General features: G+C 68.3%; 19 protein-coding genes. 3 read left to right on the forward strand and 16 right to left on the reverse strand.

Features of this window, described 5'->3' with window-relative positions; genetic code table 11:
- Nucleotides 1-150: 150 nt before the first annotated feature.
- The 3 genes from dnaE to FOF45_RS12385 all read right to left on the reverse strand — a co-directional run bounded on the left by dnaE (nucleotide 151) and on the right by FOF45_RS12385 (nucleotide 5,328).
- Nucleotides 151-3,678, reverse strand: coding sequence for a DNA polymerase III subunit alpha (dnaE, locus tag FOF45_RS12375; RefSeq protein WP_158985304.1), 3,528 nt, complete (start codon nucleotides 3,676-3,678; stop codon nucleotides 151-153).
- Nucleotides 3,679-3,838: 160 nt separating this feature from the next.
- Nucleotides 3,839-4,471, reverse strand: a complete 633-nt coding sequence (locus FOF45_RS12380) for a YbdD/YjiX family protein (RefSeq protein ID WP_158985306.1) — start codon at nucleotides 4,469-4,471, stop codon at nucleotides 3,839-3,841.
- Between the two features lie 215 nt (nucleotides 4,472-4,686).
- The gene (locus FOF45_RS12385; RefSeq protein ID WP_158985308.1) at nucleotides 4,687-5,328 is read right to left on the reverse strand and encodes a DUF1232 domain-containing protein; all 642 of its coding nucleotides are present in this window, start codon (nucleotides 5,326-5,328) and stop codon (nucleotides 4,687-4,689) included.
- A 140-nt stretch (nucleotides 5,329-5,468) separates the two neighbouring features.
- Here FOF45_RS12385 and FOF45_RS12390 point away from each other — a divergent pair, with 140 nt between their 5' ends.
- From FOF45_RS12390 to FOF45_RS12400, 3 genes are all read left to right on the forward strand, one after another.
- Nucleotides 5,469-7,703 carry a tetratricopeptide repeat protein gene (locus tag FOF45_RS12390; protein ID WP_158985310.1) on the forward strand — a complete coding sequence of 745 codons (2,235 nt, stop codon included), beginning with the start codon at nucleotides 5,469-5,471 and terminating at the stop codon, nucleotides 7,701-7,703.
- A 55-nt stretch (nucleotides 7,704-7,758) separates the two neighbouring features.
- Nucleotides 7,759-8,223 carry a hypothetical protein gene (locus tag FOF45_RS12395; protein ID WP_158985312.1) on the forward strand — a complete coding sequence of 155 codons (465 nt, stop codon included), beginning with the start codon at nucleotides 7,759-7,761 and terminating at the stop codon, nucleotides 8,221-8,223.
- A 78-nt stretch (nucleotides 8,224-8,301) separates the two neighbouring features.
- Nucleotides 8,302-8,607, forward strand: a complete 306-nt coding sequence (locus FOF45_RS12400) for a hypothetical protein (RefSeq protein WP_158985314.1) — start codon at nucleotides 8,302-8,304, stop codon at nucleotides 8,605-8,607.
- On the opposite strand, the gene FOF45_RS12405 is transcribed toward FOF45_RS12400, so the two are convergent.
- The 13 genes from FOF45_RS12405 to pyrH form a co-directional block, all read right to left on the reverse strand.
- Nucleotides 8,608-9,258: a ribonuclease HII gene (locus FOF45_RS12405; RefSeq protein ID WP_158987485.1), complete on the reverse strand. Its 651-nt coding sequence runs from the start codon at nucleotides 9,256-9,258 to the stop codon at nucleotides 8,608-8,610. It abuts the gene before it with no gap.
- Between the two features lie 10 nt (nucleotides 9,259-9,268).
- Nucleotides 9,269-10,465 carry a lipid-A-disaccharide synthase gene (lpxB, locus tag FOF45_RS12410; protein WP_158985316.1) on the reverse strand — a complete coding sequence of 399 codons (1,197 nt, stop codon included), beginning with the start codon at nucleotides 10,463-10,465 and terminating at the stop codon, nucleotides 9,269-9,271.
- Nucleotides 10,466-10,494: 29 nt separating this feature from the next.
- Nucleotides 10,495-11,280: an acyl-ACP--UDP-N-acetylglucosamine O-acyltransferase gene (gene lpxA, locus FOF45_RS12415; RefSeq protein ID WP_158985318.1), complete on the reverse strand. Its 786-nt coding sequence runs from the start codon at nucleotides 11,278-11,280 to the stop codon at nucleotides 10,495-10,497.
- 3 nt (nucleotides 11,281-11,283) lie between these two features.
- Nucleotides 11,284-11,739, reverse strand: coding sequence for a 3-hydroxyacyl-ACP dehydratase FabZ (gene fabZ / locus FOF45_RS12420; protein WP_158985320.1), 456 nt, complete (start codon nucleotides 11,737-11,739; stop codon nucleotides 11,284-11,286).
- A gap of 138 nt (nucleotides 11,740-11,877) precedes the next feature.
- Complete coding sequence (lpxD, locus tag FOF45_RS12425) at nucleotides 11,878-12,891, reverse strand: UDP-3-O-(3-hydroxymyristoyl)glucosamine N-acyltransferase (protein WP_158985322.1); 1,014 nt, start codon at nucleotides 12,889-12,891, stop codon at nucleotides 11,878-11,880.
- Nucleotides 12,892-12,902: 11 nt separating this feature from the next.
- Nucleotides 12,903-15,386 carry an outer membrane protein assembly factor BamA gene (bamA, locus tag FOF45_RS12430; protein WP_158985324.1) on the reverse strand — a complete coding sequence of 828 codons (2,484 nt, stop codon included), beginning with the start codon at nucleotides 15,384-15,386 and terminating at the stop codon, nucleotides 12,903-12,905.
- 86 nt (nucleotides 15,387-15,472) lie between these two features.
- Nucleotides 15,473-16,840: an RIP metalloprotease RseP gene (gene rseP, locus FOF45_RS12435; protein WP_158985326.1), complete on the reverse strand. Its 1,368-nt coding sequence runs from the start codon at nucleotides 16,838-16,840 to the stop codon at nucleotides 15,473-15,475.
- 27 nt (nucleotides 16,841-16,867) lie between these two features.
- Nucleotides 16,868-18,034 (reverse strand): 1-deoxy-D-xylulose-5-phosphate reductoisomerase, encoded by a 1,167-nt coding sequence (locus FOF45_RS12440; protein WP_158985328.1) that lies wholly within the window; start codon nucleotides 18,032-18,034, stop codon nucleotides 16,868-16,870.
- 2 nt (nucleotides 18,035-18,036) lie between these two features.
- Nucleotides 18,037-18,888, reverse strand: coding sequence for a phosphatidate cytidylyltransferase (locus tag FOF45_RS12445; RefSeq protein ID WP_158985330.1), 852 nt, complete (start codon nucleotides 18,886-18,888; stop codon nucleotides 18,037-18,039).
- A complete protein-coding gene (gene uppS / locus FOF45_RS12450; RefSeq protein ID WP_158985333.1) occupies nucleotides 18,885-19,652 on the reverse strand; it encodes a polyprenyl diphosphate synthase in 768 nt (255 codons plus the stop codon). Before uppS ends, FOF45_RS12445 begins: the two co-directional genes overlap by 4 nt.
- Nucleotides 19,653-19,672: 20 nt before the next feature.
- Nucleotides 19,673-20,230 (reverse strand): ribosome recycling factor, encoded by a 558-nt coding sequence (gene frr / locus FOF45_RS12455; protein WP_158985335.1) that lies wholly within the window; start codon nucleotides 20,228-20,230, stop codon nucleotides 19,673-19,675.
- Between the two features lie 135 nt (nucleotides 20,231-20,365).
- Complete coding sequence (locus FOF45_RS12460; protein WP_158985337.1) at nucleotides 20,366-21,304, reverse strand: cation diffusion facilitator family transporter; 939 nt, start codon at nucleotides 21,302-21,304, stop codon at nucleotides 20,366-20,368.
- Nucleotides 21,305-21,391: 87 nt separating this feature from the next.
- Nucleotides 21,392-22,117, reverse strand: coding sequence for a UMP kinase (gene pyrH / locus FOF45_RS12465; protein ID WP_158985339.1), 726 nt, complete (start codon nucleotides 22,115-22,117; stop codon nucleotides 21,392-21,394).
- Nucleotides 22,118-22,335 lie beyond the last annotated feature (218 nt).

Raw genomic sequence — 22,335 nt, forward strand, 5'->3', positions numbered from 1 at the left:
CGCGTTAACCCCTCTTCCGCCCTTCGGGCACCTTCTCAGCTCTGCACTCCCTTCGGTCGCCGCAAGGGGAGAAGGAAGGGCAGGAGCGGAGCGCGAGCGACTGCAAGGGAGTAAGAGCAGCGCGTTGGCGTGAGCGATACCTACCCTGCCTCAATGCGCCCAGGGCTTCCCCAGCGACAGCCGCACCGCGCGCACGCCCGGCAACGCGCGCAGGCGTGATGGCAATTCGGCGTCGGCACGGATCGACAACGTGCCGTTGAGATCGAGCGAACCCGCCGCGCCATGCTTGACCAGCAGGTCCATGCGGATCGGCGTGCCGCCCGGACGATGCGTGGCGAGCAGTGCGTCCACGCGCTGCAGCGTGCCCGGCTCGCGCAGGTCCAGGCGCAGCGACAACCGCTGCGCATGCTTCTCGCAGATCTGCTCGAAGCTCCAGCACTTCGACGCGCGCAGCGCGAAGCCGCCGCTGAAGCTGTCCTCGCGCAGGCCGCCCTGGATCACCAGCAGGCGGTCGCGCACCAGTAGCGGCGCGAAGTCGGCGTAGGTTTCGGCGAAGAACGCGCATTCGATGCGGCCGCGACCGTCCTCGATCTGCACGAACATCTGGCTGTCGCCCTTCTTGCGCAGGCCGACGACGAGACCCGCGACGACGGTGTCCACTTCCTGGCGCCACGTGCCGCGCGCGGGTTCCGGGCGGTTCTCCCAGATCTTCTCCAGCGCACCGAGGTCGTTGCCGATCAGGCCGCGCACTTCCTCGCGATACGGATCGAACGGATGGCCGCTGAGGTAATGGCCGAGCGTCTCGCGTTCGCCGTTGAGGATCTGCGTGAGCGGCCACTCATCGGTTTCCGGCAAATCCAGGTGCAGCGCCGGCGCGGCGGCCTCGAAGCCGCCGAACAGCGACACCTGTCCGGCTTCGCGTTCCTTCGCCAGCTGGTCGGTGGCCTTGAGCACTTCCGGCAGCTGCAGCATCAGGCTCGCGCGGTTCTTGCCGAGCTTGTCGAGCGCGCCGGCCTGCGTGAGCGCTTCCAGCGCGCGGCGGTTGAGTTTGCCGCTGTCCACGCGCTTGCAGAAATCGAGCAGGTCCTCGAACGGTCCCGCGCGTCGCGCCTCGACGATCGCCTCGCACGCGCCACGCCCCACGCCCTTCACCGCACCGATGCCGTAGCGGATCGTGTTGGCGTCCTTGGCCTCGAACATGTACGCCGACTCGTCCACGTCCGGGCGCAGCACGTTCAGACCCATCACGCGGCATTCGTCGAGGAAGCTGGTGACCTTGTCGGTGTTGTCCATGTCCGACGACAGCACTGCGGCCATGAACTCGGCCGGGTAGTGCACCTTCAGCCACGCGGTCTGGTACGCGACCAGCGCATACGCGGCCGAGTGCGACTTGTTGAAGCCGTACTCGGCGAACTTCTCCATCAGGTCGAAGATCGGCGAGGACACCTTCGGCTCGATCCCGCGCTCGGAGCAGCCAGCCTCGAACTTGGCGCGCTCCTTCGCCATCTCCTCTGGCTTCTTCTTGCCCATCGCGCGGCGCAGCATGTCGGCGCCGCCGAGCGTGTAGCCCGCCAGCACCTGCGCGATCTGCATCACCTGTTCCTGGTACACGATGACGCCGTAGGTCGGCGACAGCACCGGTTCCAGCGACGGATGCGGGTACGAGACTTCGGTGTTGCCGTGCTTGCGATCGACCCATTCGCGATCCATTCCCGAACCCAGCGGGCCGGGACGGAATAGCGCGGCGAGCGCGATGATGTCCTCGAAGGTGTCGGGGCGTGCGCGCTTGAGCAGTTCGCGCATGCCGCGCGATTCGAACTGGAACACCGCGACCGTATCGCCGCGCGCGAACAGCTCGTAGCTGGCCTGGTCGTCCAGCTCCAGCGTGGCGATGTCGAGCGGCGCCTGGCCTTCGGCCGCGCGGCGCTTGTTGATCGCCTTCACCGCCCAGTCGATGATCGTCAGCGTGCGCAGGCCGAGGAAGTCGAACTTCACCAGGCCGACCGCTTCGACGTCGTCCTTGTCGAACTGCGTGACCGGGTTCTTGCCACGGCCTTCGCCGTCGTGTTCGGCGAACAGCGGGCAGAAATCGCTGAGCGGGCTCGGTGCGATCACCACGCCGCCGGCGTGCTTGCCGGCGTTGCGGGTCAGGTCCTCGAGGCTGCGCGCGAGGTCCATCAGGTCGCGCACGTCTTCTTCGGCGTGGTAGCGCTGGATCAGTTCGGGCGAGGCGAGGGTGTTGTCCTGCTTCGCGGCGTCCGACTCGCCCATCGCGTCGTCGAGCGAAATGCCCAGCGTGTTCGGGATGAGTTTGGCGATGCCGTCGACGAAGCCGTACGGATGGCCGAGCACGCGGCCGGAGTCGCGCACCACGGCCTTCGCGGCCATCGTGCCGTAGGTGATGATCTGCGAAACGCGGTCGCGACCGTACTTGCGGGCGACGTAGTCGATCACCTCGTCGCGGCGGTCCATGCAGAAGTCGATGTCGAAGTCGGGCATCGACACGCGTTCCGGGTTGAGGAAGCGCTCGAACAGCAGGTCGTACGGCAGCGGGTCCAGGTCGGTGATGCCCAGCGCCCACGCGACCAGCGAGCCGGCGCCCGAACCGCGGCCCGGACCGACCGGAATGTCGTGGTCCTTCGCCCAGTTGATGAAGTCGGCCACGATCAGGAAGTAGCCGGGGAACCCCATCTTGATGATGACGTCGAGCTCGATCTCCAGGCGCGCGTCGTAGTCCTCGCGCGACTTGCCGGACGCGAGCGGGTTCCTTTCCAGTCGCTTTTCCAGGCCATCGCGCGCGGTGCCGCGTAGCCAGCTCTCGATGGTGTGCTCGCTCGGCACCGGGAACGCGGGCAGCGCGTACTCGCCGAGCTTCATCTCGACGTTGCAACGCATCGCCAGCGAGAACGCGTTGTCGAGCGCGTCGGGCACGTCGGCGAAGAGCGCGTGCATCTCCTGCGACGACTTCAGGTACTGCTCGGCGCTGTAGTCCTTCGGCCGCTTGGGATCGTCGAGCACGCGGCCCGAGGCGATGCACACGCGCGCCTCGTGCGCGTCGAAACCTTCGGCATCGAGGAAGCGCACGTCGTTGCTGGCGATCAGCGGCAGCGAACGCGCGGCCGAGGCGTGCATCGCGAACGCGTTGAACGCGTCCTCGCCCTCACGGCCCGTGCGGGTGAGTTCCAGGTGCAGGCGTTCGCCGAACACACCGCGCCAGTCCATCAGCCAGGCTTCGGCGAGTTCGTGGCGATTGCTGGTGGCGAGGCGGCCGGCCAGGCTGTGCCGGCCGGCCAGCGCGAACAGGCCCTCGTTGTCCTCGCGCAGCCACTCCGGGCGCAGCGCGACGCCGTCGACGCGATGGCCTTCCATCCACGCGCGCGAGAGCAGGCGCGACAGGGTGAGGTAGCCGGTGCGGTCGCGGCAGAGCAGGGTCATGTGCGACGCGGCTTCGTTGCCGTCGGCCAGGCCGATGTCGGCGCCGATGATCGGCTTCAGGCCGGCGCCTTCGGCCGCCTTGTAGAACTTCACCGCCGCGAACAGGTTGTCCAGGTCGGTCAGCGCGACGGCCGGCTGGCCGAGCTTCACGCAGCGCTTGACCATCTCGCCGATGCGGATCGTCGAGTCGGCGAGCGAGTACTCGCTGTGCAGGTGGAGATGAACGAAACGGGATGGAGTCATGCTGTCCTGACGCGGGGCTCGGTCGAGGGAAACCCGACGAGCGCGGCACCGGCCAGCCTATCAGTCCGGCCGGGGTCGACCAAGCTTGACAGGGCGCCGTCCTGCGTCCGCGCACGGCCGGTCACCGCCACGCGCGGTCGGTCGCTTCCGCAGCGCGATGTCAGCTCACCCGGAACAGCGTCGTCGGCAGGTTCCAGGGCGCGTAATGCTGAGCGCGCACCCACAGCATGTGCTGCCACAAGGCGAGTTCGTCGAGGCGGTCGCGGATCCACGCCGCGCGTCGCTCCGGCGGCGTGCCGTCCGGGTGCTCGAGCTGGCGATAGGCGCAGTAGTCGCGGTAGTCCTCGGCCTCGTCGGCGAATGCCGGCCAAGCCAGTTCGATCAGCAACACATCGTCGAGCTGGCCCAGCAGCGGCGTGCGATCGGCGATGACGTCGTCCTCGCGGTCGATGTAGGCCAGCAGCTTGGCGATGCGCGCGCGCACCGCCTCGTCGATGTCCCAGTCGGGGTCGGCCAGCATCGTGCGCACTTCCTGCACGCGGGCCAGCCGCGAGTCGATGACGTCGTGCGCGTCCTGCGTGGGCAGCGTGAGCAGCCACGAGCACAGCTGCTGCAGGCGATCGATGTCGACGCGGGGCGCATCGGCGTGGATCTCGTGGAGGAGCTGGTCGAACTGCACGACGGCCACGCGCGACAGCGGGATTTCGTCCGCGCTCTCGCGCGCCTGCATGCCGCTGTACAGGTGGTCGAAGGGGAGCGGTTGCGCCGTGGGTGTCGGATGGAACATGCGCATGGCACACCTCGCTTCCGGCCGGTGGTCGGGCCCGTGCCGTGGCCGGCGACATCGCGCGAGCCGATGCGATTCCGTGTGGGGAATGCGGATCGATCATGCGCGCTCGCGTGGCGACTGAAGGTGAAAGCGCGCTGCGCGTTCACGACCGTGAAGGACGCGGACGCGGGAAGGCCGCCTTGCGGCGGCCTCCCGTGGAACCTCGCAACATCGCGGTCTCAGTGGACGCGGAACATCGGCGCCGATGCCGGCAGGTAGCTGCTCTCGCGGATCCGGCGCTCGTGTTCGGCGAACACCGCGGCTTCGTAGCGGAACTCCTCGAAGTCGGCGCGGGTGAACTCGAACGCGGACGCGGTCAGGCCGCGCTGGTGCGCCAGCTGACTGCGGACGCGGCTGTACTCCATGTAGTCGTCGACTTCGGCCGACAGCTGCGGCCAGGCGGCCTCGACCACGATCGCATCGTCCAGGCGCCCGACCTTGGGCAGCCAGTCGGGGATGAGGTCGTCGCGGCTGCGGGCGTATTCGACGATGGCGGCGGCGGTGTCGGTGGCCTCGTTGGCCGGCTCCCAGCGACGGTCGCCCAGGAGCTGTTCGACCGCGGCGATCCAGCGCAGGCGCTGGCGGATGCACGGCGGCGCGGAGGTCTGGTTGCCGGGGCGGCACAGTTCGCGGCCGGCCGAGGCGAGCTGGTCCGTTTCCAGACCCTGGTGCCGGCCGATCCTGGCCAGCAGGCGGTTGAAGCGGTCGACCTCCGGGCTGCTCAGCTGGAAGCCGTTGATGCACTGGCGACGAGTCGGTCCGTCAAAGGGCGCCTGCAGGATCGTCGGCAGCGGGTTCGCGGTGGAGAAAAGGACGTTCATGGCGGTCTCCGGGGGAAGGTGTGGCACCGTTCTTGCGGCGCCGGATCAGGTTCCACCCCCGTCCCGCATGAGTCATGATGGCCGTGCGTGCCTTTCCTCATCGTCCGCTCCGATGATGAGGTCGCCATGAGGTTTTGCCGATGAATCCGGACGGGATGGCAGGCCAGGGCGGGCTGACCGGTGAAAGCTATCGATTCGACGACATCGTCGTCGACGCGGTCGCGCACACCCTGTCGCGGGCGGGACAGGAGCAGACGGTCGAGCCCAAGGCCTTCGCCGTATTGCTGATCCTGTTGCGGCGGGCGGGTGAACTGGTCGGCCGGGAGGAGCTGCTCGATCAGGTCTGGGGCCATCGCCATGTCACTCCCGGGGTGCTGACCCGGGTCATCGCGCAGCTGCGCAGCGCCCTGGGCGACGACTCCCAGCGGCCGCGCTTCATCCAGACCCAGCACGCGCTGGGCTACCGCTTCATCGCGCAGATGCGGCCGGCCGAGGTCGAGCCCGAACCGGAAGCAGTCCATGAACCCGAGCCCGTCGCCGAGGAACACGCGACGGAGATCCCCGAGGGCGTGGCGGCGGTGCGCCAGTCGGTCCCGCCGGCGTTCACCGTGGCCGCCAATGAGCCCGAACCGGTGGTCCTGGCGGTAGCACCCGTCGAGACCGCGCGGCCGGCGCCGCACGCCTCACCACGACGGCGGCAGATGTGGCTGAGCGCGATGGCCCTGCTGCTGGCGATCGCCGCGGGCGGCTACTGGTTCGGCCAGCGCAGCCGCTCGGCGCCGCCGCTGGCGGATGCGTCCATCGCGGTGCTGCCCTTCACCAGCCTGAGTGCGGATCGTGGCGACGGCTACTTCGCCGAAGGCCTCGGCGTGGAGATGCACGACGCCCTTGCCGGCGTGCCGGGCCTGAAGGTGGTGACGGCCGCACGCGGTGGCCAGGTGGACGTGAAGGCGCTCGGCGCGCAGCTGGGCGTGGCCGCGCTGCTGGACGCCAGCGTGCGCCGCGAGGGCACGCGGGTGCGGGTCAGCGCGCGCCTGTCCGATACCCGTACGGGTTTCACGTTGTGGGCTCATAGTTACGATCGCGAGAGCAGCGACGTGTTCGCCCTGCAGAGCGACATCGCCAACGAAGTGGTGCAATCGCTGGTTGGCGTGCTTCCCGGCACCGGCCTGGCGGGCGCGCGCGAGGCGATGGCACGGCGTTTGACGCCGACCCGCGACATCGGCGCGTACGACGCCTACCTCAAGGGACAGCAGCAGATCCGCGCGGGCGATCGCGCCGCCGCGGACAGCGCGATCAACTTCTTCCGCGGCGCGCTCGCCATCGATCCGCGCTTCGCGCGCGCGCAGGCCGGCATCTGCCGCGCGGAGATCGCACGTTTCGAGGACGCACGCGATACGCCTGCGTTCGATCGCGCACAGGCTGCATGCGACCGCGCCGCGAAGATGGACCCGTCGGTGCGCGAGGTGAGCCTTGCGCTCGGCGATCTCTACCGCACACGCAGCGATGCCGACAAAGCGTTCGAACACTACACGCGCGCGCTGGAGGATCCCGCGTTGCGTCCGGATGCGTACATCGGCTTGGCGAAGGTGGCGAGTGTGCAGGGACGCAGCGATGTCGCGCTCGATTACTTCGAACGCGCGCGCAAGCTCGCGCCAAGCGATCCGCGCCTGTTCCGCGAGCGTGGCTTCCACTATTACGCCAATGGCGACCTGCCGGCCGCGATCGCATCGCTGCGCACCACGGTGACGCTGCGGCCGGACGACTTCCGTTCGTGGAGTTCGCTCGGCGGACTGTACCAGGCCAACGGCGACATCGCGCAGGCGATGGCCGCGTTCGAGCGTTCGCTGAAGATCAAGCCGAACTACCCGGCGCTGAGCAATCTGGGCACGATCAAGTTCAACGCCGGCGACTACGCCGAAGCCGCGGACCTGTACCGCCACGCCTACGAACTCGACCGCAGCGATTTCCGCCTGCTCGGCAACGTCGGCGATGCGCTGTCGGCCGATCCCGCCACGGCATCGCAGGCGCGCGAGTACTACCAGCGCGCCGCCGACCTCGCAGAACCCTACCTGCGCATCAAGCCCGACGATGCGCAGGGCCTGGCCGAACTGGCGTGGTACCGCGCCAACCTCAACGAACACGCACAGGCGCGTTCGCTGCTGGCGAAGGCCGAATCGCTCGCCATCGAGCGCGGCGAAGTCGCGCTGTGGGGCGCGCAGACGCTGGCGATGCTCGGCGATCTGGATGGCGCACGCCGGCAGATCGCGATTGCGCGCAGCGAGGGCATTCCCGACCAGCGCATCGATGCCTTGCCCGTGCTGAAGCAGAAGCTCGCGCCGACGACATCGTCCGCGCCCGCGAAGGGTCGCTGAGCTCCAGTTTGACGTCCGGCCCGTCCCCCCGCCGGCACCACCGAGGAGAAGAAGAATGAAAAGCAGGTCGCTCGTGATGGCGCTCGTCGCCGTCGCCGTCGTGATGTCCGCGGCCGGTTGCGGCGGCACCGACAAGACAGCATCGTCGGCCGAGGCACCGGGCCTCGCGCCCGACCCGGACGGAATCCTCTGCCCCGACAACGCCAAGGGTCCGAAGGCGGTCGCGGTGTATATCAACATCGCCTACGCGCTGGATGGCACACCGTCCGCGAGTCCCGACCAGTGCTACGTCGATGCGGGAACAAAAATCACCTGGCGCGATCCGCCCGACAAGACGACTGCTTTCAACGTGATCTTCTCCAGTGCGCCGCCGACGGCCGAAGGCGCGGCGCGCCTCAGCGCAATGTCCGCGGCCGGTCGTTACAAGGTGACGATCACCACCTACGGCAGCGCCGGTTCGTACAAGTACGGACTCCAGGCCAACGGCAAGACAGTCGATCCCGCGATCATCATCCGTTGACGTCACCATCGGCCTGCGTGGCGCGATCGACACGCGCGTCGATCCGCCGCGCAGCCGCACATCCCGCGAGGTATGCCCATGTGTCCCCCGGACGACGAAGACATCGTCACCCTTACACCCGGCTCTCCGCCGACCGCGAATCCCGATCCGTTCGTGGTGCCGATGCGCAGGAAATTCCGGCTCGAGTCCGCGCGCCCGTTCGTGGTGCAGTTCCACGACGACTCACCTGACGAGGACGATCCCCAGCGCGAGCGGCGCTCGCGTCCGCGCAACGGCAAGCACGTGGTCCGCATGCGCGCGCGACGTCGTGACGGAAACTACGGCTACAGCATCGTGATGGACGGCGAAGGCGGCGATCCCGCCATCATCATCCGACGCCAGTGATCAGTCTTCGACGACCAGCGTCGTCGCCATGTCGCCGAGTGGAAGGCCCTGCATCGCGGCGCGCACGGGTGCGAAGCTGCGGCGATGCTGCGGGCACGGACCGTGTTGCGCCAGTGCGGCCAGGTGCACGGGCGTGGAATAGCCCTTGTGCTGGTCGAAGCGGTACATCGGCCACTGCTCGTGCAGCGTCTTCATGTAACGATCGCGCGCGACCTTGGCGAGGATCGACGCGGCCATGATCGAGCGATCGCGCGCGTCGCCGCCGATCCACGCTTCGGCCATGCACGGCAGGCTGCGCGGCAGCGCATTGCCATCGATGCGCGCGACGTCGACCGAATGGCCCAGGCAGAAGAGCGCGCGGCTCATGCCGGTCATGGTCGCGTGGTAGATGTTGAGGCGGTCGATTTCCTCGACATCGACGAATTCGATGTGCCACGCGACGGCGCGCTCGACGATGCGTTCGTACAGCGCCTCGCGGCGTTCGGCGGTGAGCTGCTTGGAATCGTCCAGACCGTTCACCGGTGTGCGCCCCGGTGCGAACACCACGGCAGCCACCACCACCGGCCCGGCGAGCGGGCCGCGTCCGGCTTCGTCCACGCCGGCCACGCGCAGCGGCGCACCGTCGCGACGCGCGCTCAGGTCCAGCGGCATCTGCGCGTCGTCAAGCGACACGGGGCGCCTCCAGCAGTTCGGCGACGGCATCGGCCGCACGCGCGGAGGCGTCGCGGCGCAGTTCGCGGTGGAGTTCGAGGAAACGCGGCTGCAACGCCGCGGCGGCGGCCGGGTCGTGCATCCAGCGCGTGACTTCGGCGGCGAGGTTCTCCGGCGTGCAGGCGTGCTGCATCAACTCGGGCACCACGCGTTCGCCGGCGAGCACGTTGGGCAGCGCGTAATGATCGACCTTGAGCATGCCCAGGCCCTTCACCAGCGCGTAGGTCATCGGCGCCACCTTGTACGCCACCACCATCGGACGCTTGGCGAGCATCGCCTCCAGCGTGGCGGTGCCGGAGGCGAGCAGGATCACGTCGCTGGCGATCATCAGCGTGCGCGCCTGTCCGGAGATCACGCGCAGTGCGCCCAACGCGAGGCTGTCGGGATGTGCGGCCAGTACGCGCTGGAACGCCGCGTGCGCGTGTTCGTTCGCCATCGGCACGACCACCTGCAGCGCGGGATCGTCCTTGAACAGGCGCGCGGCGGCGGAAAGGAAATCGTGGCCAAGGCGCTCGATCTCGCCGACGCGCGAGCCCGGCAGCAAAGCGAGCAGTGGCCGCTGCAGGTCCAGGCCGAGTTGACGACGTGCGGCGTCGCGGTCGGGTTCCAGCGGCATCTCGTCGGCCAGCGGATGGCCGACGAAACGCGCGTCCACGCCGTGGCGCGCGTAGATCGGCGGCTCCATCGGGAACAGGCACAGCACGCGATCGGCGCTGCGGCCGATCTTCTCGGCGCGCTTCTCGCGCCACGCCCACACGGACGGGCTGACGTAGTGCACGGTGCGCACACCGCGCTCGCGCAGCCACTTCTCCATGCCGAGGTTGAAGTCCGGCGCATCGATGCCGATGAACACATCCGGCTGCCACGCCAGCAGTCGTTCGCGGAACGCGCGACGCAGCCGCAGCAGGCGCGGCAGATGGCGTAACACCTCGGCCAGCCCCATCACCGCCAGTTCGGAGGCATCGAACCATGCATCGAGACCGGCGGCGCGCATCTGATCGCCGCCGATGCCGGCGAACTGTGCATCGGGATAGCGCAGTCGCAGCTGTGCGAGCAGCCCGGCGCCGAGCAGGTCGCCCGAGGCTTCGCCCGCGCACAGCGCGACGCGCAGGGGGCGTTGTTCGGTTGAGCTGGATCCGGAAAGCATAGCGGCGGCGCTCGCGTCTCGCGCGTGCGTCAACGCGCCAGCGGACGTTCGCCGCTGTCGACGAATTCCAACACCGTGCGCACGTCTTCGCTGCCGGCCGCAAGTTCGGCCAGCTTGCCGCGTGCGTCTTCCATCGACGCGCCCGACATGTACAGCGCACGGTAGGCGCGCTTGATCGCGCCGATGCGGTCCGCGTCGAAGCCGCGACGCTTGAGACCTTCGCTGTTGATGCCGCGCGGGCGGCCGTAGCCGTCCTGCGCCACCATCACGAACGGCGGCACGTCGCCGTTCACCAGCGCGCCCATGCCGATGAACGCGTGCGCGCCGATGCGGCAGAACTGGTGGATGCCGGCGAAGCCGCTGAGGATCACGTGGTCGCCCACGGAAACGTGGCCGGCGAGCGTGGCGTTGTTGGAGAACACGCAGTGGTTGCCGACCATGCAGTCGTGCGCGACGTGCGTGTAGGCCAGGAACCAGTTGTCGTTGCCGATGCGCGTGATACCGCCGCCAGTGCCGGTGCCGCGGTTGATCGTGGTGAATTCGCGGAACAGGTTGCGGTCGCCGATCTCCAGCTCCACGCGTTCACCGCGGTACTTCTTGTCCTGCGGTTCGCCACCGATGGCGCAATGGCCGATGAAACGGTTCTCGCGGCCGATGCGGGTCGGGCCGTGCACGCTGCAGTGCGGACCGAACGTGGTGCCGTCGCCGACTTCGACGTCCTCGCCGATATAGCAGAACGCGCCGACCTGGACGCCGGCGCCCAGGCGTGCGCCCGGTTCGACCACGGCGCTGGGATGGATGCGGGTTTCGCTCATGGCTCAGCTCTTGGCTTCGGCGCAGACGACCTCGGCGCAGGCGACCTGTTCGCCGGCGACACTGGCGAGGCAGGTGTAGATGGCGACGTTGCGGATCACGCGCTTGAGCTGCACTTCCAGATCGAGGCGGTCGCCCGGCACCACCATCTTGGAGAACTTCGCGTTGTCGATCTTCACCAGGTAGAACAGGCGGCCGTCGGCCGTGCTCTCGTTCGACAGCTGGGTCAGGATGCCGCCGGCCTGGGCCAGCGCTTCGACGACCAGCACGCCCGGCATCACCGGATGACCGGGGAAATGGCCTTGGAAGAAGGGCTCGTTGCAGGTCACGTTCTTGTAGGCGAGCACGCGCTTGTGCGGCTCGAACTCGACCACGCGGTCGACCAGGAGGAACGGATAGCGATGCGGCAGCAGGGTCTGGATCGTGGTGACGTCGAGGGGCAGTTGCACGTTGTGGCTCATGGAAATTCCTGTTTGCGCGTCCCGCGCATGACGACCCCGCGTCCGGCGGGGCTCTCAGATTCGGGTGGCGGCCCGTGATGCGTCCGGGCCGAATCGTACCGCGACTGGGCGGCGGACGCCCCCGACGGCGGGGTACGGCTACTCGCTGCGGCCGGACACGCGGCGGGCGAGGGCGTCGAGCTGCTTGAAGCGGGCGGCGTTCTTGCGCCAGCTGCGGTTGTCCATCAGCGGCGTGCCAGAGGAGTACTCGCCCGGTTCGCGGATGGAACTGGTGACCAGGCTCATCGCGGTGACGACCACCTTGTCGCAGATCTCCAGGTGGCCCAGCACGCCGGCGCCGCCGCCGATCAGGCAGTAGCGGCCGATCCGGGCGCTACCGGCCGCGGCCGAGCAGCCGGCCATCGCCGTGTGCGCGCCGATGTGGACGTTGTGGCCGATCTGGATCTGGTTGTCGAGGCGCACGTCTTCCTCGAGCACGGTGTCCTCGATCGCGCCACGGTCGATGCAGGTGTTGGCGCCGATCTCGCAATCGTCGCCGACCGACACGCCACCGAGCTGCGGCACGTTGAGCCAGCGTCCGCCTTCCATCGCGAGGCCGAAACCGGCCGCGCCGAGCACCGCGCCGGGATGGATCACCACGCGCTGGCCGAGGCGCACGCGCGTGACCAGGGTGACGCGCGCGATGAGTTCGCTGCCGGCGCCGACCACGCAGTCCTCGCCGATCACGCAGCCCGGGCCGATCACCGCGCCGGCTTCGACGCGGCTGCGTGCGCCGATGCTGACGAACGCGCCGATGTGCGCGGAGGGATCGACGTGGGCATTCGCATCGATCGCGGCGGAGGCATGCACGCCCGGATCGCGGACCGGGCGCGGTTCGAACAGCGCCGAGATCTTGGCGAACGTGGCGTAGGGATCGCGTGCGATCAGCGCCGTGCGCGCGTAGTCCTGCGCGTCGTCCTCGCGCATCACCACCACCGCGGCATGGCTGTCGGCCAGCTGGTTGCGGTACTTGGGATTGGCGAGGAAGGCGAGCTGCGATGCGCCCGCACGGGCCAGCGTGCCGACGCCGTCAACGTGCGTGGCGGCCTCGCCGTGCAGGCGCAGGCCGAAGCGCTGCGCCAGTTCGCCGGCGGTGTATGAGGCGGACGACATCGTCGTCGCCGTCAGAACGTACCGCCGAAGGTGAACTGCAGACGCTCGAGCTCGTCGGCCTCCCGGAGCAGGGTGCCGTCCGCGGCGTATTCCCTGTCGTACTTCTTGATCGGGAATGCATAGCTGATGGAGATCGGGCCCATCGGCGAGCGCCACATCAGCGCGACACCGGTCGAGGCGCGCAGTTCGCCCGCGTCGAACGCGTCGTAGTCCTTGTACACGTTGCCGACGTCGACGAACGCGGAGACGCGTGCAGCCGGCGTGTCGAGCAGGGTCGGGAAGTACATTTCCAGCGAGCCCACGGTCTTGAACGCACCACCGATCGGCTGCGAGTACGTGCTGCCCGGGAACGGCACGTCGCGCGGACCCAGCGTGTTGTCCGTGAAACCGCGCACCGAGCGCACGCCACCGGCGTAGAAGTTCTCGAAGAACGGCAGGCCGTCGGCGGTGACGGTACGCACGTAGTCCGGACCGCCCGGGACACAGCTGTAGTTGAGCGGCGTGGCGCAGATGTGGCGCGTGGTCTCGTCGCCGTAGCTGTCGCCGTAGCCCAGTTCCGCGCGCGTGTTGAGCACGAAGTGGCGCGACAGCGGCCAGAACTTGGAGATGTTGTAGTTGAGCTTGTAGTACTCGACGGTCGAGCCCGGCAGGGTCGTTTCCAGCCAGACGCGCTGCTGCATGCCGCGGGTCGGGGTCAGGAAGCTGTCGAGCGAGTTGCGGCCCCAGCCGATCTCCGCGCGCCATGCGTGGAAGGTCTGGCGGTCGAGCGCCAGGATGTAGTCGACGATGCTCTGCGGTGTCGAACCCGGGAACACCAGAATCTCGTTGGTGTCGATGCCGAGCATCGCGGTGACCGTGTCGGTCTCGGTGATCGGCAGGCCGAACACCGCCTGCGCGGCGCCGCTGTTGGTCGAGTACTGCGCGGTGTTGAAGTCGGAGTAATCGAGTTCGCGCCACCACAGGTTGTAGCCCAGCGACAGCCCGTTGTCCGTGAAGTACGGATTGCGGAACGAGAAGTCGTAGCGCTGCATGTAGTCGTTGCGCTGCGCCTGCACCGACACCTGGTTGCCGCTGCCGAGGAAGTTGGTCTGCGACAGCTGCACCTGCGCGGTCAGGCCCGACAGCTGCGAGAAGCCCAGGCCGAACACGAAGCTGCCCGACGTGGTTTCCTTGAGGTTGTAGACGACGTCGACCTGATCGTTGGTGCCCGGGACCGGCACGGTCTCCACGTCCACCGACTCGAAGTAACCCAGCTGCTGCAGGCGGATCTTGGAGCGGTCGACCGCGGCCTGCGAGTACCACGAACCTTCGAACTGGCGCATCTCGCGACGGATCACTTCGTCGCTGGTGCGGCTGTTGCCCTTGAAGGTGATGCGGCGGACGTTGACGCGCGGACCCGGCACGACCTGCATGTTGATGCCGACCGTCTTGTTCTCGCGGTTGACGTCCGGGATCGGGTTGACCTGCGCGAACGCGTAGCCGACGTTGCTCAGCGTCGCGGTGATCGCGTCGGAGCTGAACTCGAGCAGGCGCCGCGAGAAGATCTGGTCAGGCTTGACCAGCACCAGGCGCTCGATCTGTTCCTTCGGCAGCACCGTGTCGCCGGTGACCTGCACGCTGGACACCTTGTACTGCTCGCCTTCGGTCACGCCGGCGGTGATGAACATGTCCTGGCGATCGGGGCTGATCGAGACCTGGGTCGAATCGACCGCGAAGTCCACGTAGCCGCGGTCCAGGTACCACGAGTTGAGCTTTTCCAGGTCGCCGGAGAGCTTCTCGCGCGAGTACTGGTCGTCGCGGCGGTACCAGCTGAGCCAGTTGTGCTCGCGCGATTCCCAGGTGCTGACGATGTCTTCCTCGGGGAACTTCTCGTTGCCGATCAGGTTGACGTGGCGGATCTTGGCCGCCTTGCCTTCCTTGACCGCGATGGTGACGTCGACGCGATTGCGGTCCAGGCGTGAGACCGTGGGCGTGATCTCGACGTTGTACTTGCCGCGGTTGTTGTACTGGCGCGTGAGTTCCTGGGTGACGCGGTCGAGCGCGAGGCGGTCGAACGTGTCGCCTTCGGACAGGCCGGCTTCCTTCAGGCCCTTGAGCAGGTCCTCGGACTTAATGTCCTTGTTGCCCGTCAGGGTGAGCTTGTTGATCGCCGGACGCTCGGTCACGGTGACCACGAGGATGCTGCCCTGGCGGCCGATGTCGACGTTCTCGAAGAATCCGGTCTTGTAGAGCGCGCGGATCGCCTCGCCGATGCGCGAGGAATCGACGGTGTCGCCGCGTTCGATCGGCAGGTAGGTGAACACCGTGCCGGTCGCGATGCGCTGCAGGCCGTCGATGCGGATGTCGCTGACGGTGAACGAACCCGCGGTTGCCGGCTCGGGCGCCGATGCCAGCGCGAACGGGTCGGCCGACTGCGCCAGCGCGGGCAGGGCGGTCGAGCCCAGCGCCGTGACGAGGGCGAGGGCGAGCAGGCGGCGGTTAGGGGTTCGCGTCATCATTACGTCCGGTTGAGGGTCGTGCAGGCCCGGGGCCGGGCGTCGGGTCGAGGCGGTGGAAGGTCTGCGCAGGCAGGGGTCCGGCATCAGCGCACCAGGTTGTTCATGATGTCGTTGTAGAACGCCAACCCCATCAAACCGGCGATCAGAGCCAGGCCCACGTATTGGCCGGCCGCCATCGCGCGTTCGCTGACCGGGCTGCCTTTGACCAGCTCGATAAGGTAATACAGCAAGTGACCGCCGTCCAAGATCGGGATCGGCAGCAGGTTCAGGATGCCCAGGCTGAGCGAGAGCAGCGCCAGTATCTGCAGGAACCAGGCCGCACCGTGCTGGGCCGAGGCATTGACGGCGCGCGCGATGGTTATCGGGCCGGCCACGGTGTTCTGCACCGACACGCGACCGCTGAAAGCACGGCCGATCATGGCGAACAATTCTTGGGTCTGGTGCGCGCCCTCCCGCACTGAGGCCGGAATGGCGTCGATCGGGCCGTAGCGCAGCACCGCGTCCTTCGCCGGCGGCGCCGTGCGCCCGGAGGCGATGCCCAAGGCCCAGTAGTCCTGGCCGGTCTGCGTGTTCCTGGTGAGGCGAGGCGCAAGCAGCAGCGCGAGTCGGGGATCGTCCTTCCGTTCCACTTCGATCATCGCCTCGCCGCCGCGCGCGCCGAGCTTCTGCACCAACGGTGCGATGTCGTCCCACGAGTGGACCGGCTCGCCGTCGATCGCGGTGACGCGGTCGCCTTCGATGAGTTGGCCGAAGGCCGGCGAGTCGGGCAGCACGCGACCGATCACCGCCGGTGCCAGCAGATGACGAGGGGTGATACCGATCAGGTCCACCGCACGTCGTTCGTCGAACGAGTCAGGCAGCTGCGACAGATGCAGCGTGCGCGTGGACTCGCCGCCGCCAGCGGTACGCACGCGCACGCGCGCGTCGGTACGGTCCAGTGCGAGCGGAAGCAGCGCGAGCTGCGCTTCGCTCCAGGTCGGCGTGTCGCGCTCGCCCACGGCAAGCAGCGTGTCGCCCGCACGCAGGCCCGACGATGCGGCGATGCCTTCGACATGGCCGACGACAGGCAGGTAGTCCGGACGGCCAATCACGAACATGGCCCAGAACAGCGCGACGCACAGCAACAGGTTCGCGATCGGACCGGCGGCGACGATGGCGATGCGCTTGAACACCGACTTGCGGTTGAAGGCCTGGTCGACCTCGTTCGCGGTGACCGCGCTTTCGCGCTCGTCGAGCATCTTGACGTAGCCGCCGAGCGGAATCGCGGCGATGACGTATTCGGTGCCGTCCTTGCCGCGACGGCTCCACAGCGGCTTGCCGAAGCCGACCGAGAAGCGCAGCACCTTGACCCCGCAGCGGCGCGCGACCCAGTAGTGGCCGAACTCGTGGAACGTGACGAGCACGCCGAGTGCGACGATCAACCACCAGATAGAGCCGATGAACTCACTCATGACGTTGTTGGCTCTGGTCGGCGAAGGTCATGCGCATGCCCCGACGGCCTGCGCGGCGATGCGGCGCGCCTGGGCATCGGCGTCGCGCAGGACCGCCAGCGACGTCGCCGGGGTGGAAGGGAGCGCGGCGAGGGTGTCCTCGACCAGCGCGGGTATCGCTAGGAAACCGATCCGGCGCTGAAGAAACGCTGAAACCGCGACTTCGTTGGCGGCGTTCAGGACGGCCGGTGCGGTGCCGCCCGCGGACAGGGCCTCGAAGGCCAGTCGCAGGCAGGGGAAGGCGTCCAGATCGGGCGGTTCGAAGTCGAGCCGACCGTGGGCCAGCATGTCCAGCCCGGCCACGCCCGAAGCGATGCGCTCGGGCCAGCCGAAACCCACCGCCAGCGCGGTGCGCATGTCCGGCAGGCCCAGCTGGGCCAGGGTCGAGCCGTCTACGAACTCCACCAGCGAATGCACCAGGCTCTGCGGGTGCACCAGCACCTGGATGCGGTCGCCGTCGACGCCGAACAGGTGGTGGGCCTCGATGACCTCCAGTCCCTTGTTCATCAGCGTGGCCGAATCGACCGAGATCTTCGGTCCCATCGACCACTTGGGATGCGCAACCGCCTGTTCCGGCGTGACCTGCGTGAGGTCGTCGCGGCGACGCCCGCGGAACGGGCCGCCCGAGGCGGTCAGCAGGATGCGCTTGAGCCCGGCGTGTGCGTGCGCGTCGGGCAGGCACTGGAAGATCGCGTTGTGTTCGCTGTCGATCGGCACGATGGTCGCGCCGCCCGCGTGCGCCGCCTGCATCAGCAGTTCGCCCGCCAGCACCAGCGATTCCTTGTTGGCCAGCAGCAGGCGCTTGCCCGCCGTGGCGGCGGCCAACGTCGAAGACAGCCCGGCGGCGCCGACGATCGCGGCGACCACGGTGTCGCAGGCATCGCCCGAGACCAGTGCGTCGAGCGCTTCGCCGCCGCAGTGCGCCTGCGTGGAGAGTCCGGCATCGAGCAGGCCGTCGCGCAGCGCGGCGAAGCCGGCTGCGTCGTCGATCACCGCGTGTTCCGGACGATGACGACGGCACAGTTCGAGCAGCGCCGCGACGTTGCTGCCGGCAGCAAGCACGCACGCGCGCAGACGATCGGGATGGCGCGCGATCACGTCCAGCGCGGACGTGCCGATCGAACCCGTGGCACCCAGTACGGCGACGCGACGCATGATCAGAAGCCCAGTACCGCCTTGCCCAGCGCGAACACCGGCAGCGCGGCGAGCACGCCGTCCACGCGGTCCAGAATGCCGCCGTGGCCCGGGATCAGGTTGCCCGAGTCCTTCACGCCGGCATGGCGCTTGAGCAGGCTTTCGAAGAGGTCGCCGACCACCGAGAACAGCACGGCCACCAGCGCGACCAGCGCGACGGCCGGCAACTGCGACGGTGTTGCGCCGGCGATCAATGCGAACACCACGCCCACCAGCACACCGGCGATGACGCCACCGCCGAGGCCTTCGAGCGTCTTGTTGGGGCTGATCCGCGGCGCAAGCTTGCGCGCACCGAAGATGCGTCCGCCGAGCTTGCGGCCGGCGAAGTACGCACCGCTGTCGGCGGCCCAGACGATCGCCAGCGCGGTCAGTAGCCAGCGATGGCCGTTGGGCTGGCTGGCATGGATCCACGCCAGCGCGCACCACGCCGGAATCATGCTCAGCGCGCCAGCGGCGAGCTTGAACACGCGCGCATGCGTGTCGTGGTCGCTGGCGAAGTCGTAACGGCCGAGCCAGATCAGCGCCAGCAGCCACCACGCCACGCCGATCACGGACGCAAGCTGGAACAACACCATGCTGTAGCCGGAGGTCGAACGCGAGGCCCACACCAGCGCCACCATCACCGCGAGGTTGGCCACCAGCAGCACCGTGCGCGCCAGCGTGTCCTCGATCTCGGCCAGGTCGAACCACTCCCACAGGCCGGCGAGGAACAGTACCGCGGCTAGCGCGACCATCCACGGCGTGGGCAGCAGCAGGATGGCGGCGATCGCGAGCGGCGCCATCACCAGCGCGGCGAGCAGGCGGGTTCGGGTCATTCAGAAGTCTCGTTGGTCGGGGCCGGCGCCACCTGGGCACCGGTCAGGCCGAAGCGGCGCTGGCGGCCGGCATAGTCGTCCAGGGCGCGCTGCAGTGTGGCCGCATCCAATTCGGGCCACAACAGGTCGGTGAACCACAGTTCGGTGTAGGCCAGCTGCCACAGCAGGAAATTGCTGATGCGCGTCTCGCCGCCGGTGCGGATGAACAGATCCGGCGCGGGCAGCTCGGCCAGACAGGTGCGCGACGCGATGGCGCGTTCGTCGATCTCGTCCGGGTCCAGGTGGCCCGCGGCGACGTCCTGCGCCAGCGAGCGCGCGGCCTGCGCGATGTCCCAGCGTCCGCCGTAACTGGCGGCGATGGTCAGGTGCAGGCGGGTGTTGGCGCGGGTGCGGTCTTCGGCCGACTGCATCTGCGCGCGGATCGCTTCGCTGAAGCGCTCGCGTTCGCCGATGAAGCGCACGCGCACGCCGCGACGATCGAGTTCCTCGACCTCGCGTTCCAGCGCGCCGAGGAACAGCTTCATCAGTGCGCCGACTTCCTCTTCCGGGCGGCCCCAGTTCTCGCTCGAGAACGCGAACAGGGTCAGTGCCTCGATACCGCGCTCGAGGCAGAAGTCGATGCACACGTTGACCGCGCGCGCCCCGGCGCGATGGCCGATGACGCGGGGACGGCGGCGGCGCTCGGCCCAACGGCCGTTGCCGTCCATGATGACGGCAAGGTGGCGCGGGACGCGCGAAACGGCGAGGGCAGGTTCGGACGACATGGACGGTACGGACAGACCCGTCAGACCGCCATGAGTTCCTGCTCTTTCAACTTGACCACTTCGTCGACGTCCTTGATGGCGGAGTCCGTGATCTTCTGGATCTCGGTCTCGGCACGGGCGACGTCGTCCTCGGTGACCTGCTTTTCCTTGAGCAGTTCCTTGACCTGGTGGTTGGCGTCGCGGCGGATGTTGCGGATCGCGACCTTCGCGTTCTCGCTCTCCGAATGCACGAGCTTGGACAGCTCGCGGCGGCGCTCTTCGGTCAGGGCCGGCAGGTTGAGGCGGATCACGGTGCCGGCGGTGTTCGGGGTCAGGCCCAGGTCGGAGGCGAGGATCGCCTTCTCGACGGGGCCGACCATCTGCTTCTCCCACGGCGTGATCGTCAGCGAGCGCGCGTCGGAAATGGCGACCGTGGCGACCTGCGACAGCGGCATGTCCGAGCCGTAGTAGTTGACCTTCAGGTGGTCGACCAGCGCGGTGGTGGCGCGGCCGGTGCGGATCTTGACCAGATCGTGCCGGAACGCCTCGACGCTCTTGGCCATGCGGGTCTGGGCGTCTTTCTTGATGTCGTTGAGCATCGCCGGCTCCGATCCTTTTGCGGTAATCGCGGGATTATATAGGCAGGGCGAGCCTCCCCGCGTGCCGCGCCGGACACACGCAGGCGGCGGGTCCCGGGATTCGAGGGGCGGGCCCGGCAATGCGGGGCGGCAGCCTCAATGCGCGTGATCGTGGTCGTGCTGGTGCCCATCCCCGTGGGGCGCGCGGTCGTGGCGGTCGTGCTCGCAGGCGCGGCCCTGCTCGATCTGCAGAGTCGGATGGTTGATCCCGAAGCGGTGGTCGAGCTCGTGGTTCAACCGGTCGATGAAGGCATCGTGGTCGCCCGCGGCCGGGCGCACCAGATGCGCGGTCATCGCGATCTCGCCCGCGCCGAGCGACCAGATGTGCAGATGATGGACCGCCTGCACGCCGGGCTGGGTCGCCAGGAAGTCCTGCACCTGCGTGCGGTCGATGCCGCGCGGCACCGCGTCCATCGCGGCGTTGAACGCATCGCGCAGCAGGCCGAATGCGCCCACCGCGACGACCACGCCGATCAGCAGTGCGATCGCCGGATCCAGCCATTCCCAGCCCAGCCACCACATGCCCAGGCCGGCGAGCACCGCCGCCAGCGACACCGCCGCGTCGGCGACCAGGTGCAGGAAGGCACCGCGGCGATTGAGGTCGTGTTCGTGTCCGTCGCGCACCAGCCAGGCAGCGCCGAGATTCACCGCGATACCGAGCGCGGCCACCACCATCACCGGCAGCGCGGGGATTTCCGGTGGCGCCGAGAAGCGGCGCATCGCTTCCCATGCGAGCGCGCCGGAAAACGCGACCAGCAACAGCGCATTGGCCAGCGGCGAGAGCAGGGTGGCGCGACGCCAGCCATAAGTGTGGCGTTCGGTCGGCGCGCGTCGCGCCAGTACCGCAGCACCCCACGCCAGGCCGAGGCCGAGCACGTCGCCGAGGTTGTGCAGCGCATCCGACAGCAGCGCCAGCGAATTGGTCGCGAAGCCGTACCCCGCTTCGAGCGCGGTGTAGGCGAGGTTGATCAGCGTGACCGCGGCGAACGTGCGGGTCGCGTTGAACGTGTGGTCGTGATGGTGTCCGTGGCCCATGCGCGGATGGTCGCACGGGCGGCGCGGCGGACTCTATTACAGGCAGGACCTGCATCGCAGGCCCGGATTCGGCGCGCTGGAACGGCCTCAGACGTTGCGGCCGCGCACCAGCGTGCCAATGTCCTCACCGTGCAGGATCTTCAGCAGCTGGCCCGGATGGCCCATGTCGAAGATGCGCAGCGGCAGGTCGCTGTCGCGGCACAGTGCGAAGGCCGCCGTGTCCATCACCTGCAGGTCGCGGTTGATGACCTCGTCGTAGGTCAGCTTCTCGAAGCGCACCGCGTCCTTGTGCTTCTTCGGATCCTTGTCGTACACGCCGTCGACCTTGGTGGCCTTGAGCAGCAGGTCCGCGCCGATCTCGATCGCGCGCAGCGCTGCACCCGAATCGGTTGTGAAGAACGGATTGCCGGTGCCAGCGGCGAAGATGGTGATTCGGCCTTTTTCGAGATGACGGATCGCGCGGCGACGGATGTAGTCCTCGCACACGTCGTTGATCTTGATCGCGCTCATCACGCGGCACTTCGCACCGAGCTTCTCCAGCGCGTCCTGCATCGCCAGCGCGTTGATCACGGTGGCGAGCATGCCCATCTGGTCGCCGGTCACCCGGTCCATGCCGCCGGCGGCCAGCCCGGCGCCGCGGAAGATGTTGCCGCCGCCGATCACCAGTGCGACCTCGGCCCCGGCCTGCTGGGCCTCGATCACCTCGCGGGCCAGCCGGCCGATCATCTTCGGGTCGATGCCGTAGTCCTCGTCCCCCATCAGCGCCTCGCCGGACAGTTTGAGCAGGACACGGCGATAGGCGAGCTGGGACATGGAGACCTCGGAAGTTGGGGGCAAACAGCGGGATTGTACGGGATCGCGGTCCGGCCCCTCCGGGGCCCGTCCGGCTGTCGCGTAGACGCCGTCTTCACGCCGCTAGACGAATCCGGCGGTCCCGGGCAAGGCCCGGGTCGACGATCTGAGGGCTCTCACTTTGCCGCATTTGCTCTCAAACATTTCACCACTTGGCTGATGTCGGTCAATTGACACAA

The sequence above is a fragment of the Lysobacter panacisoli genome (assembly GCF_009765165.1).
Taxonomy (GTDB): Bacteria; Pseudomonadota; Gammaproteobacteria; order Xanthomonadales; family Xanthomonadaceae; genus Lysobacter_J; species Lysobacter_J panacisoli.